Genomic DNA, 13206 nt, shown 5'->3' with positions numbered 1-13206 from the left:
GTCCAAACGGCACGCCGGGACACGGGTCAGTGGTAGACCTTGAGCCCGATCACTCCGGCGACGACGAGCAGCAGGCAGAGCAGCCGGGGCACGCTTGCCGACTCGCCCAGCGCGAGCATGCCGACCAGGGCGGTGCCGGTCGCGCCGATCCCGACCCAGATCGCGTAGCCGGTGCCGACCGGGATCTCGCGCAGCGCGTACGCCAGTCCGGCCATGCTGAGCACCAGCGTGACCGCGAAGATCGCGGAGGGGACGGGTCGGGTGAAGCCGGCGCTGCGGTCCAGGGCGATCGCCCACGCCGTTTCGAGAAGTCCGGAGATCACCAGCGCGATCCAGGCCATCGGGTCACCTCTTCAGGTCCGCCCGGGCCGCCGGGGCGCCGGGACGAGTCGGTCCATCACGCGGGGCGTCTTGGCTCACCGGGTACGCCCACGACTCGTCCGGGACGGCCACGGGGGCCGTCGGGACCGACCGTAGCACCGGACGTGGCGGACGCCGCGGGTGAGAACGCTCACCGGGAGTGGACTTCAACCTGACTTCACCTTGCACGATGGCGCCATGACGGTCCTCATCTCCGATCCGGAGGTCGCCGCCGCGCTGGACGCCGCGACCACCGTGGACGCGATGCGCCAGGCCCTGCTCGCCGCGTACGGGGGACGGCTGGTGGCACCGCCCCGGGCCGCCGCGTCGCTGGGCGGGGGCCGGATGGTGCTGACCGCCGGACACCTGCGCGACGAGTGGTACGGCTACCGGTCGTACGACACCTTCGGACACCCGGGCGCCGAGCAGGTGGTGGTGCTGCACGACGGGCGTACCGGGGCGGTGCGGGCGGTGGCGGTGGGGGAGGAGTTGGGGTCCCGGCGTACCGGTGCGACCGGCGGGGTCGCGGTGGACGCCCTGGCCCGCCCGGACGCCACCACGCTGGGCGTGATCGGGTCCGGCCGGATGGCCTGGGCCCAGGTGTGGGCCGTCGCCGCGGTACGACCGCTGCGCGAGATGACCGTGCACAGCCGCTCGGCGGCCCGCCGGGAGGCGTTCGCCGCCCGGGTCCGCGCCGAACTCGGCATCCCGGCCCGCGCGGTGGACACCGTGCGGGCCGCCATCCGGGACCGGGACGTGGTGGTGCTGGCCACCACGTCCACCACGCCGGTGCTGACCGCCGCCGACGTCTCCCCGGGAACGCACGTCAACGCCGTCGGTTTCAAGCAGTGCGACCGGGCCGAGTTCGGTCCCGACCTGCTGGACGCCGCCGCCGTGCTGGCCAGCGACTCCCCGGAGCAGGCCGGCGCGTACGTCCCGCCGATGCTCGCGGCCCAGCCGCCGTACGCCGCCCGCCTGCGCGACCTGGGCGCGGTGCTGGCGGGCACGGCACCCGGCCGCACCGGCGCGGAGCAGATCTCGGTCTTCTGCGCGGTCGGCCTGGCCGGCGCCGAGGTCTTCCTGCTCGACCGCCTGGTCTCGGTGCTCGCCCCGGCGGCCTGACGCCCGCCCGTGCGGCCCGGTGGGGTCCGCCGCCCGGTCCGGCCCGGCTGGTCGGGTCGGCCCGGTCGGTCGGGGTCCGGCCGGGCTGTCGGGCGGGAGCCGGTGGCCCGGTACCCTCGGATGGTGTCTGCCACCTCTCCTGTCGACGACTCCCAGGCGGTGCGTCCGGCGTCGCCCCGCGACCCGGAGCAGCCCGCCGACGGCCGCCGGGTCGCCCTGCTGACCCTGGGCTGTGCCCGCAACGAGGTCGACTCGGAGGAGCTGGCCGCCCGCCTGCACGCCGACGGCTGGCAGGTGACCACTGACGGCGAGGGCGCCGACGTGGTGGTGGTCAACACCTGCGGCTTCGTGGAGAAGGCCAAGCAGGACTCGATCCAGACGCTGCTGGCCGCCGCCGACACCGGCGCCAAGGTGGTGGCGGCCGGCTGCATGGCGGAGCGGTACGGCCGGGAACTGGCCGACAGCCTCCCCGAGGCGCAGGCGGTGCTCAGCTTCGACGACTACCCGGACATCGCGGCCCGGCTGGACGCGGTCGTCGCCGGGCGGGAGTTCGCCGCGCACACCCCCCGCGACCGGCGGGAACTGCTGCCGCTGACCCCGGTCGCCCGGCGGGGCAGCGCGGTGTCGCTGCCCGGCCACGGCACGGTGGCCGAGGTGGACGAACACACCCCGGCGCACCTGCGGCCGGTGCTGCGTCGCCGCCTGGACAGCGGCCCGGTGGCCTCGCTCAAGCTGGCCAGCGGCTGCGACCGGCGTTGCACGTTCTGCGCGATCCCGGCGTTCCGGGGCGCGTTCGTCTCGCGGACCCCGGACGAGCTGCTGGCCGAGGCCGAGTGGCTGGCCAAGAGCGGTGTCCGCGAGCTGGTGCTGGTCAGCGAGAACTCCACCTCCTACGGCAAGGATCTGGGCGACCCCCGTGCGCTGGAGAAGCTGCTGCCGCAGCTCGCGGTGATCGACGGCATCGTCCGGGTCCGCGTCAGCTACCTCCAGCCGGCCGAGACCCGGCCCGGCCTGGTCGAGGCGATCGCCACCACGCCCGGCGTGGCGCCCTACTTCGACCTGTCGTTCCAGCACTCCAGCGAGCCGGTGCTGCGCCGGATGCGGCGCTTCGGCTCGACCGACCGCTTCCTGGAACTGCTGGCCTCGGCGCGGGCCCTGGCCCCGGAGGCCGGCGCGCGGAGCAACTTCATCGTCGGCTTCCCCGGCGAGACCCGCGCCGACTACGACGAGTTGGTCCGCTTCCTCACCGAGGCCCGGCTCGACGCGATCGGCGTCTTCGACTACAGCGACGAGGACGGCACCGAGGCCGCCGGGCTGCCCGGCAAGGTCGCCGCCGCCACCATCAAACGCCGGTACGACAAGCTCAGCGCCCTCGCCGACGAGCTGTGCTCGCAGCGCGCCGAGGACCGCCTCGGCAGCACGGTCGAGGTGCTGGTGGACTCGGTCGACGGCGAAATGGTCGAGGGGCGGGCCGCACACCAGGCGCCCGAGGTGGACGGCTCCACCACCCTGGTCGCCCCGGACGGCGGCGGGGTCGACCTGGCCGCGCTGCGCCCCGGTGACCTGGTCCGGGCCACCGTCACCGACACCGAGGGCGTCGACCTGGTCGCCGTACCCGATGAGATGATCTCGGCGGCGCCCGGCGCGACACGGTGACCGCCGGCCAGGACGAAGCGGGAGAGCGACCAGGTGTGCTGCCGGAGAACGCGCCGATGACCGAGGCGACGGAGTCCACCCCGCTGCCCGTGGTGGCCCGGGTGGTCCCGGTGGTCAACGCCGCCAACGCGTTGACCGGGCTGCGGCTGCTGCTCGTACCGGTCTTCGCCGCCTGTGTGGTGGTCTCCGGCATGACGCACGCCGGGTGGCGCAGCGTCGCCTGCGTGATCTTCGTGGTGGCGTCGGCGACGGACCTGGTCGACGGCTGGATCGCCCGCCGGTTCTCGCTGGTCACCGCGTTCGGCAAGGTGGCCGACCCGATCGCGGACAAGGCGCTCACCGGTGCCGCCCTGCTGCTGCTCTCCTGGTACGCCCAACTGCCCTGGTGGGTGACGGTGGTCATCCTCGCCCGCGAGCTGGGCATCACCGCGTTGCGCTTCTGGGTGATCCGGCGCGGGGTGATCGCGGCGAGCCGGGGCGGCAAGGTCAAGACGGCGCTCCAGATCCTCGCCATCACCTGGTACCTCTGGCCGATGCCCGACACCCTGGCCGCGATCGGCCCGTGGATCATGGCGGCGGCGGTGGCGGTGACGGTGGTCACCGGGTTCGACTACATCGCCCAGGCTCTGCGGCTGCGGCGCGCCCGCTGACCGTCCGCCCGGCGCTGCGGCGAGTAGACCGTCCACTTGTCGGGAAGGATGCAGGGCGTGGGTGTCAAAGAGGGCGAAGGACAGATGGGCAGCGCGGCGGCCGGTGTGGTGCACCGCCTCACCGAGCGACGGGAGACCCTCGCCACCGTCGAGTCGCTGACCGGTGGACTGCTGGCCGCCACGATCGTGGAGATCGCCGGGGCGAGCGCGGTCTACCGGGGTGGACTGGTGGTGTACGCCACCGAGCTGAAGGAGCAGCTCGCCGACGTACCGGCGGATCTGCTGACGGCGCGCGGCCCGGTGGACGGCGACGTGGCCGCCGCCCTGGCCGAGGGCGGGCGGCGGCGCTGCGGTGCCGACTGGGGCCTGGCCACCACCGGTGTCGCCGGGCCGGAGCCGCAGGACGGCAAGCCGGTCGGGCTGGTCTACGTCGCGGTCGCCGGTCCCTCCGGCAGCGAGGTACGCGAACTCCACCTGGTCGGCAGTCGGGACAATATTCGGGGCGAAACGGTCACCGAGGCGCTTCGGATGCTCGCCGCCCACACCCACCGGGACGTCGCCGCCGCAAGCTAGGAGGGCGGGGCGGGATGTCGTGGCGGCCCGCAACGGGTACGGTTGCGGGAAAGCTCCGACAGTCGGAGCCGGTGCGCACCACCGGGCCGGCGGCCGGGCGAACTGTGTCCCTCAGGGGAGGTGCGATGGTCCTGCTACGCCGGGTGATCGGTGACGCACTACGGGCGCGCCGGCAGGGGCAGCACCGCACGCTGCGCGAGGTCTCTTCCGCCGCCAACGTCAGCCTGGGCTACCTGTCCGAGATCGAACGCGGCCAGAAGGAACCGTCGAGCGAACTGCTCGCGGCGATCTGCGACGCGCTCGGCGCCCGTCTGTCCGAGCTGTTGCGCGAGGTCAGCGACACCGTGGCCCTCGCCGAGCAGCTACCGGGCGTGCTGGTGCCGGTGCAGGACGAGCCGGTCGAGGCGACTCCCGTCGGCGCGACGGCGGTGCACAAGGCCACCGGCCGACCGGTGCGTCAGGTCAGCTCGGACGGCTCCGTCGCGGTCGCGGTGCGCCAGGAGTCGCCGCTCAAGGCGACGCTGCGCAGCACCCGGGTCCGCTCCGCCGAACGCACCGACCGGGACGTGGTCTGCGCCGCCTGAGCGTGTTCCACACCGCCTGAGCCGCCGGCCGATGGTCGAGGTGGCGACCGCCGCGTAGGGTTGATCGCAGCGTCCCCCTCGCGCCGGTCCGGATGTCGTGCCGGCGCTCGGCTGGGACGATGGACCCACCATCGCCGGTGGCCGAGCTGGGCCGGCCGGACATGGCGGTTGGCGCAGCGACGTGACTGAGGGGATACGGCGGAGATGGCGAACCCGTTCGTCAAGGGTTGGAAGTACCTGATGGCGCTCTTCGGCGCCCGAATCGACGAGCACGCCGATCCCAAGGTGCAGCTCCAGCAGGCGATCGACGAGGCGCACCGGCAACACCAGGCGCTCGTGCAGCAGGCCGCCGCGGTGATCGGCAACCAGCGGCAACTGGAGATGAAGCTCTCCCGGCAGATGTCCGACGTCGAGCGGTTGCAGAGCAACGCCCGACAGGCACTGGTCCTCGCCGACCAGGCCCGCGCCAAGGGCGACGAGGTCGAGGCCGGCCGCTACGAGCAGTCCGCGCAGACCCTCGCCAGCCAGCTCGTCTCGTCCGAGCAGGCCGCCGAGGACCTCAAGACGCTGCACGACCAGGCGCTCGCCGCCGCCGGACAGGCCCGCCGGGCGGTCGAGAACAACTCGATGATCCTCCAGCAGAAGCTCGCCGAGCGGGCCAAGCTGCTCAGCCAGCTCGAACAGGCCAAGATGCAGGAGACGGTGGCCTCCTCGCTGGAGTCGATGTCGGCGCTCACCGCCCCCGGCAGCACGCCCAGCCTGGACGAGGTCCGCGACCGCATCGAGCGCCGCTACTCCACCGCGATGGGCCGTGCCGAGCTGGCCGGCAACTCGGCCGAGGGCCGGATGCTGGAGATCCAGAAGGCCACGCTGGACGTGGCCGGGTCGGCCCGCCTCGACCAGATCCGCGCCAGCATGGCCGGCGAGCAGCTCGGCGGCGCCGCCGACCAGAACGCCGCCGCCGGTGGCCAGCAGCAGGCGGCACAGACCAACGACCCGGGTGTGGCCCGCCTCGACGAGCTGCGGGCCAGCATGAACCGGGATCGCAACACCGGCGACGCCAGCGCCGCCGGCTGAACCGAGGCGTCAAGGAGGCGACGGTGGCAGCAGACGAGCGCACCCGCTACTTCCGCCGGCTGGGCAAGCTCCGTCGCTCCGCCCGCCGGTGGAGCGTACTGGCCGGCGGGCTCGGCGGTGCCACCGTCATCCTGACCCCGTACGCCGGAATCGGCCTCGCCGACGCCGTCTGGGCCGCCGCGGCCGGCGCCTCCACCGCGCTGGCCGCCTGGCGCTGGGTGGACCTGCGGGCGCTGTCGGCCCAGCCCGCCCCGCCCGCTCTCGATCCCGCTCAGGCCGCCGCCCGCAGCCGTGCCCGCCTGGTCGCCGCCGTGGAGCGGCTACCGGTCGGTGCCGGGGTGGTGGCCGAGGTGCGCCGGGTCCGCTCCCGTGGCGCCCTGCGCGGCACCAGCGCGGCCCAGCCGTGGGAACGACTGGACCGGGCGGCGTCCACCCTGGCGTCCATGGGCGGTCGGCTGACCGGCTTCGCCGAACCCGCCGTCGCCGAGGCCGCCGTGGCCGAGCAGTCACTGCGCGAGCTGGCCAACCGGGTGGCGAGCGTGGAACGCGCGGTACACCTCGCGCCCCCGGACGCCCGTCCCGCACTGACCGAGGCGCACGAGGCGCTCACCGGGCAGTTGGACGCCGGTGTGGGGGCGTACGAGCGACTGGTGGTGGCGGCGGCCGGCTACCTGGCCGAGGAGTACCGCCCCGACAGTGAGCACCCTTCCGCAGCCCGTCTGACGGAGGCCACGGACATGCTGCACGGCTTCGCGTCGGCGCTGTCGGAGCTACGGGCCGTCGGTCGCCCCGCCACCACCTCCTGACCGCCGGACTCCCGTCGTCCCCACCGGCCGCCGTCTCCCTCGACGCGTCGATCATGGAGTTGAGGTCGTAATTGCACGACGATGTGCACCTTTTGTCGCTGCCACAACTCCATGATCGACGGGGCGGGCGGGGTGGGAGGGGCATGCGGGGGTGGTGGGGTGGGCGGGGGTGGCGGGTTTACTTCGGGGTGGTCACTGGGATGGGGCCGGTGTACGGGGACGCGGCCACCACGTTGAACGAGCGGATCCGGTAGTGATAGGTGACGCCACGGGCCAGGCCGGTATTGGTGAAGCCGCGTCCGGTGACGGTGAACGTGGCCAGTTCCCGGGTGAAGGTGGCGTCCAGGGCCCGTTCCACGGTGAAACCGGCTCCCGGGCCGGTGGGGGTGCTCGCCGCCCAGCCGAGTACGACCGTCGCGGTGTCCGGGTCGGGTGTGCTGGTGGCGACGCTGACCGCGGTGGGTACGCCGGGCACCGGCGGGGTGATCACGGTGGCCACCGTGGACCAGGGCGAGGCGACGCCCAGGTAGGTGGTGCGTACCCGGTAGTAGTAAGTGGTGTCGGGGGCGAGCGCGGTGTCCAGGTGGTGGTCGCCGACGCCGATGGCGGTGGTGCCGGGGCCGCTGGTGAAGGTGGGGTTGGTGGCCCGCTGCACGTCGATGCCGGTGGCGAAGGAGCGGTTGGCCCAGCGCAGCGCGGCCCGCAGCGGGGCGGCCGGTGGGATGGTGGCGGTCAGGCCGGTGGGGGCGGTGAGCTGCACCGCGGCCGGGACGCTGTTCGACCAGGCGGAGCAGCTCACCGTGTTCTCCGCGCGGAGGCGGTAGTGGTACGTCACGCCGGGGGTGATGGTGGCGTCGGTGTAGCGGGTGGCGCTGCCGGCCACGGTGATCTCGGTGAGGCCGCCGGTGAAGGTGGAGTCGGTGGCCCGCTGTAGCAGGTGGCTGGTGGCGGCGGGCTGACCGCCGTTGCCGGTCCAGGTCAGGTTGATCGCCGGTAGGGCGGTGGCCGAGCCGGGGGCCGGAGTGGCGTTCAGGCCGGTGGGGGAGCGGGGTGCGACGCGGACCACCAGCGGGCGGCTCATCCCCTGGTCACGCAGGCCCGCCGCGGCGCTGCCCCAGCGGTACTCCCAGCCCAGGTTGACCAGGCGGTTGACCACCGAGGCGGGACGTCCGTCGAGCGGGCTGATCTCGGTGGAGCCGGTGGGTACGCCGGCCGGTCGGGTCGGGTCGAGCAGCCGGATGCTGTCACCGAGCTTGAACGGCAGCGGCGGGGCCTCGGGGCGCAGCGCGATCAGCACGTCCTCGCCCGGGTCGACGCGGACGACCTGCTTCCAGCCGAGTTCGCCGGGGTGTGGTGGCCGGATCCGGCCGTCCCGGCCGACCCGGCTGACCACCTGCACGTCGAGGCCGTCGAAGCGGACCGGGTGGGTGTGTCGGCCGGTGCCGCGTACCCGCCAGAGCTGGGTGCCGTCACCGGGTGCGCCGACGGGTACGGCCGGGTCGCTGACGTGCAGGGTCTCGGTGGCCGGGTCGGCGGGGCCGAGCGGCAGGGTGGGTTCGTCGAGCGGTCCGGCGTGTGGGTGGCCGACGCCGAGGCGGCCGGTGGCGCGGCCGTACTCGGGCTCGAAGACCTGCCGGACGGCCTTGATCGCAAACGGCAGCGTCACCGGTGCGGCGCCGCCGGTCGGCGTGAACGTGACAGCGGCGGCGTGCACCGGGATCCGGGTCGGCGCGGAGACCGTGCCGAAGCAGGCGTCGTAGGCGGGTTGCGGCACGATCGGCGGACGCTGGCCGGCGGCGTACGCGCCGGGCAGCCGCTCGCGCAGCCGGTCCAGGTCGTACGGGGAGGCGGGGGTGCCGGAGACCCGGAACTGCATCAGGGTGCGCGTGTTCGGGCCGTACCCGGGACGGGTCGGTGGCGCGCCGCCCTCGGCGCTGCGATCCGGGCCGCCGGTGTGGTGGTCGTGCCGGTGGTCGAGCGCGGGCAGCGGGGCCGGGGCGTCGTTGTAGAGGATCAGCGTGCTGCCCGGGGCCACGGCGGCGAAGTCCACCAGCACGTCGGCGCTTTCGCCGGGCGCCAGCAGCAGGGCGTGCCCGTCGACGTTGAGCACGGTCGACTCGCGCCGGTCGTACCGGAATCCGATCGGCCGGTTCGGGATCACCACCGGCTCGGGCAGCAGGCCGCCCTCGTTGCCGATCCGGATGAGTTCCGGTCCGGTGGCGGCCGGGTCCGGTACGCCTCCGGGGCGCCCGTCGGTCGGCCAGCCCGTCGGTCGGTCGGGTGCCCGGATCGCGTCGACCATCGGCACCTCGCCCGCGTCGGCGTCGGACAGCCGGCCCTCCGGCGTCCACATCGGCGCGTCCGAGGCGGCCCGGTAGAGCTGGAGGTTCAACCACCGGTCGGCGCAGGCGTTCAGGATCCGCCACCGGTAGACCTTCGGCTTCACCTCCAGGTACGGGTACGCGGCACCGTTGACCAGCACGGTGTCCCCGTAGGCGGCGGGCACCGCGCTCGGGTGCGGCACGCCCGGTGCCTCCGGCGGCTCGTCCGGGTCGGTGACCGGGTCGTGGTGCGGGTTGGGCACGGTGGCGGCGGTGACCTCCGGTCCGGCCGACGCGGCGGTACGCGACCACGGGCCGTAGTCCCAGCGGCCGGTCGGGTTGACGCCCTCCGGGCGGTGCGGGTCCTGTTGCGGCTGGTAGACGTGCGGGTGCCAGAGGCTGCCGCGCGTCCCCCACCGACTGCGATCCCAGGTCGGGTCCTGGGTGGCGAGCTGCGCGTCGTCCGGCACGAAGGTCTTGTCCTCGAAGACCAGCGGGAGTTGGTCGCACGGCAGCACCCCGTCGTCGACCAGCCGCTCCTGTGCCTCGTCGGTGAGCAGACAGAGCGCGACCTGTCCGGAGTAGACGGTCAGCCGGGACAGTCCGGCGGTGTTGTCGTGGAACCAGAGCAGTCGTCCGCTCTGCTCGTTCGGGAAGTACAGCGTGGTGGCGCCCTGGCCCGGGGGTGGCATGTCGGGGACGTGCGCCAGCCCGACACCGGTCGGGTACGGGGTGATCTCCCCGGCCGGAGTGATCCACTGCCACGGGTTGCCGGCGCTGGCCCAACCGGTCGACGCGCCGCTGAGGTGCAGCACCGCCCGGTTCTGTGGGTACGGTGCCGGTCCGCCGAGCGGCCCGGTCCCGGCCCCCGGCACGGTCGGGTCGACGGGCAGGAAGAGGTCGCCGGCCGGTCCGGCGGGAAGCTGGTTGATGAACTTGATCCGTACGGGTCGGCCGCGCCGGGCCAGCACCACCGGCCCGAGGTGCCAGGGCTGCCGGGGCGGTGCCACGGTGTTGTGTCCGTCGACGTCGGTGCCGAGGTTCAGTTGCCGGTAGCCGCGCATCCGGGTGGCCGGCAGGTCGCTGTGCAGGCGTTGGGTGTACTCGGCGAGACCGATCTCGTAGTAGTCGCAGCCGGGGTAGCTGATGGTGTCCGGCACGGCGACCGGCAGGTGCGCGCCGAGCGGCGTTCGCCCCAGCGGGCCGAGACCGGGCAGCGGGTCGACGAACTTGCGGATGCCGGTGCCGCCCACCACCGTCCCGTCGGAGTCGACCACCGGCAGCGGGCTGTACGCGTGATTCGGCACCGTGCCGAACAGCCGGGGCACCGCCGCCGGGTCCAGACTGGCCGGTATCGACGGTCGTCCGGCGGGCGCGCTCCGGGTCGGCGCGGGCGGCGCCTGGGCGGGCGGCGCACCCTGCGGTGCCTGCGCGGGCGGCGCGCCGTGCGACACCTGGGCGGGCGGCGCGTCCTGCGGCATCTGGGCCGGCGGCGCGTCGTGGGGTGCCTGGACGGGGCCGGGGTCCGCGTGGTCCGGGTCGGTGCGGGCTTCGGGGACGGCCCCCGGGCTCGACTCGCCGTCGCGGGTGGCGCGATCCCGCCAGGTCGACCGGAATCTGCGGAACACGGCCATGGCTCTCCCCGGGGTCGGGGCGCGGCGGCCACCACTGCGATGTGGCGTGCGCAGCGCACGACTTTGACTTTCCGTGAGCGCTCAATCGCAGCATGCGATGGCCGGGGGGTGGTTAGGAAGTACCCAATCGTCCCTATCTGGTGACCGCCCGGCGTGTCGGCGCCGCCACTCCGAACCGGCCCGCCACCTGCGCAGACTCCCGTGGAACTTGCGCCCGGGTCGGCGGAACTTCCACGTCGGCCGGCTCAGGCGGCGGGCTGGCAGGCCGGGCACCAGTAGGTGACCCGTTCGCCCAGTTCCTCCTTGCGGATCGCGGTGCCGCAGCGGCGACACGGCTGCGCCCGACGCCCGTACACGTAGCTGGTCTGGCCCCGACGTAGCGAGCCGGTGCTGCTCTGCGTCCACCGTCCCCGGTTCGCGGCCAGCAGGTCCTGCGCCAACCGGACCAGGCCGTCGAGGTCGGGTACCTCCCGGACCGGGGTGCGCGGATGCACCCCGCGCAGGAACAGCACCTCGCACTTGTAGAGGTTGCCGATCCCGGCCAGGTTGCGCTGGTCGAGCAGCGCGACACCGATGGCGGTGTCCGGATGCGCGGCGAGCCGGCGGACCGCCTCCACCGGATCCCAGTCGGTGCCGAGCAGGTCGGGGCCGAGGTGGCCGACCAGGCGGTCCTCGTCGGCGGTGGGCACCAGCGCCACGTCGTGCAGGTGGTAGCCGACGGCGGTCGCGGCGGCGGCTCGCAGCACCACCCGGATCAGGTGCGCCGGGCGGGCGGTCCAGCGTTCCCCGGGGGCGTACGTCCGCCAGGTGCCGTCCATCCGCAGGTGCGAGTGCAGCGTCCAGTGCACCGGGCCGGTGGCGGTGGGAGTGCCGGTGTCGGTCGGGGCGGTCAGGCGGAGCAGCAGGTGCTTACCCCGGCTGGCGCACTCGTGTACCGCCCAGTCGGTCAGGTCGGTGGTGGCCAGCCGGGGCACCCGGAAGTCGCTGCCGGTCAGCCGGGCGCCGGCCAGGGCGCGGTCCAGGACGCGGGCGGTGTTCCAGACGGTGTCACCTTCGGGCACGCCACCATTCTCCCTCACCCGAACCGAATTCGCATGTATCGCTATTTGTATGTCACTTCGGTTCGATCTTCCTATATGAGCATTATCGGGGAGATCTGAGGAGGAAAACGAATGAATCGCATTCGTCTATCACGGTCGACGACCGCGTCGGCCGCCGTCCTGACCGCCGTCCTGGCCGTCACCCTGGCGCCGCCTACGCCCGCCTCGGCCGCTCGCGCCGACACCTGGAACGCCAGCCTGTCTACCGTCGACGCCGACGACGTCAACGTCCGGCACACCCGGTCCGGGCTGCGGCTGGCCGACGCCCGTCCGCCCGGCGTACCGGCCCGCCGCAGCGCTGTCGCCGAGGGGATGCTGGTGGCCGCGCCGCGTACGTTGACCAGCCCGGCCACCCGGGTGCGGGCCGAGGTGACGGCCACCGCCCGGGCCGGTGCCACCGCGAGCGTCCAGGTGCGCGGCTGGCACGGCGGCGGCTGGACGGAATGGCGCGACGCCGTCCCGGCGGTGGTCTTCGACCGGCCGATCGGGCGGGTGCAGACCCGGGTGGTGCTCACCGGAGGCCCGGCCGGTGCCACCGCCGAGGTCCGCGCCGTCCGGTTCACCGCCGACACCGGCGGGGTGGCCGTCGCCGCCGCCACGCCCGGCCGCGTCTACCGGGTCTTCACCACCCGGATCGGCCTGGTCGGCGAGGTGACCGCCAACGGGCACACCGTCGCGCCCCGTGACCATTTCGTGGCGCTCCCGTCGCGGCGGAGCCTCTCCCCGCGCAACAGCGGTGACTACACCGTCCGGGTCTGCACCACCAGCGGCACCCGCTGCACGTACGCGCCGGTATGGGACGTCGGACCGTGGAACACCCGGGACGACTACTGGAACCCCAGCGCCGTCCGGGAGAACTGGAAGGATCTGCCGCAGGGCCGTCCGCAGGCGCAGGCCGCCTACCAGAACGGCTACAACGGCGGGCGGGACCAGTTCGGCCGTACGGTGCTGAACCCGGCCGGGATCGACCTCGCCGACGGGACGTTCTGGGACGGGCTGCAACTGACCACCAACACCTGGGTCGACGTGGCCTACCTGTGGACCGGCACCGGCAGCCGGGCCGTGATCGGCGACGGGCCGCTGAACATCCGTGCCGGAGCCGGCACCGGCTACGCCAGCCGGGGCCTGGCCGCCCGCTACTCCCACGTGCCGGTCGAGTGCTACGTGACCGGGCAGACGGTGACCGGGCCGTACCGCACCACCAACCGATGGAACCGTCTCGCCAGCGGGCAGTTCGTCAGCCACGCGTACGTCTCGGCGGTCTGGGGCCCCACGGTGCCGCGCTGCTGAACACCACCGCGCGCGGAGCCGGGCCGGTGTCCT

Annotated in this window: 11 protein-coding genes and 1 riboswitch; of the genes, 8 read left to right on the top strand and 3 right to left on the bottom strand. The window is 74.0% G+C overall.

Features of this window, described 5'->3' with window-relative positions; genetic code table 11:
• Positions 1-26: 26 nt before the first annotated feature.
• Positions 27-341, bottom strand: coding sequence for a DMT family transporter (locus ACIBMZ_RS07025; RefSeq protein ID WP_396691650.1), 315 nt, complete (start codon positions 339-341; stop codon positions 27-29).
• Positions 342-400: 59 nt separating this feature from the next.
• Positions 401-466: riboswitch (guanidine-III (ykkC-III) riboswitch) on the bottom strand.
• A 92-nt stretch (positions 467-558) separates the two neighbouring features.
• Here ACIBMZ_RS07025 and ACIBMZ_RS07020 point away from each other — a divergent pair.
• The 7 genes from ACIBMZ_RS07020 (at position 559) to ACIBMZ_RS06990 (ending at position 6828) form a co-directional block, all read left to right on the top strand.
• The gene (locus tag ACIBMZ_RS07020; RefSeq protein ID WP_396691649.1) at positions 559-1482 is read left to right on the top strand and encodes an ornithine cyclodeaminase family protein; all 924 of its coding nucleotides are present in this window, start codon (positions 559-561) and stop codon (positions 1480-1482) included.
• A gap of 120 nt (positions 1483-1602) precedes the next feature.
• Positions 1603-3138: a 30S ribosomal protein S12 methylthiotransferase RimO gene (gene rimO, locus ACIBMZ_RS07015; RefSeq protein ID WP_396691648.1), complete on the top strand. Its 1536-nt coding sequence runs from the start codon at positions 1603-1605 to the stop codon at positions 3136-3138.
• 56 nt (positions 3139-3194) lie between these two features.
• Positions 3195-3788, top strand: a complete 594-nt coding sequence (pgsA, locus tag ACIBMZ_RS07010; RefSeq protein WP_396691647.1) for a CDP-diacylglycerol--glycerol-3-phosphate 3-phosphatidyltransferase — start codon at positions 3195-3197, stop codon at positions 3786-3788.
• Positions 3789-3836: 48 nt separating this feature from the next.
• Positions 3837-4361 carry a CinA family protein gene (locus tag ACIBMZ_RS07005; RefSeq protein WP_396691646.1) on the top strand — a complete coding sequence of 175 codons (525 nt, stop codon included), beginning with the start codon at positions 3837-3839 and terminating at the stop codon, positions 4359-4361.
• A gap of 125 nt (positions 4362-4486) precedes the next feature.
• Positions 4487-4945, top strand: coding sequence for a helix-turn-helix domain-containing protein (locus ACIBMZ_RS07000; RefSeq protein WP_396691645.1), 459 nt, complete (start codon positions 4487-4489; stop codon positions 4943-4945).
• A 204-nt stretch (positions 4946-5149) separates the two neighbouring features.
• Entirely contained in the window at positions 5150-6022 is an 873-nt protein-coding gene (locus ACIBMZ_RS06995) for a PspA/IM30 family protein (RefSeq protein WP_396691644.1), read from the top strand.
• Between the two features lie 23 nt (positions 6023-6045).
• Positions 6046-6828, top strand: a complete 783-nt coding sequence (locus tag ACIBMZ_RS06990; RefSeq protein ID WP_396691643.1) for a hypothetical protein — start codon at positions 6046-6048, stop codon at positions 6826-6828.
• A gap of 178 nt (positions 6829-7006) precedes the next feature.
• Here the strand turns inward: ACIBMZ_RS06990 and ACIBMZ_RS06985 are convergent, their stop codons facing one another.
• Positions 7007-10783 carry a hypothetical protein gene (locus ACIBMZ_RS06985; RefSeq protein WP_396691642.1) on the bottom strand — a complete coding sequence of 1259 codons (3777 nt, stop codon included), beginning with the start codon at positions 10781-10783 and terminating at the stop codon, positions 7007-7009.
• 245 nt (positions 10784-11028) lie between these two features.
• Positions 11029-11844, bottom strand: coding sequence for a zinc finger domain-containing protein (locus tag ACIBMZ_RS06980; RefSeq protein ID WP_396691641.1), 816 nt, complete (start codon positions 11842-11844; stop codon positions 11029-11031).
• 111 nt (positions 11845-11955) lie between these two features.
• On the opposite strand from ACIBMZ_RS06980, the gene ACIBMZ_RS06975 reads away from it, so the two are divergent.
• Positions 11956-13173: a hypothetical protein gene (locus tag ACIBMZ_RS06975; protein ID WP_396691640.1), complete on the top strand. Its 1218-nt coding sequence runs from the start codon at positions 11956-11958 to the stop codon at positions 13171-13173.
• Positions 13174-13206: the final 33 nt, after the last annotated feature.

Origin of the sequence: Micromonospora sp. NPDC049900 (assembly GCF_044461025.1) — a bacterium.
Classification (GTDB): Bacteria; Actinomycetota; Actinomycetes; order Mycobacteriales; family Micromonosporaceae; genus Micromonospora.
The sequence above is the reverse complement of the archived record's forward strand: the minus strand, read 5'-3'. Positions and strand labels throughout refer to the sequence as shown.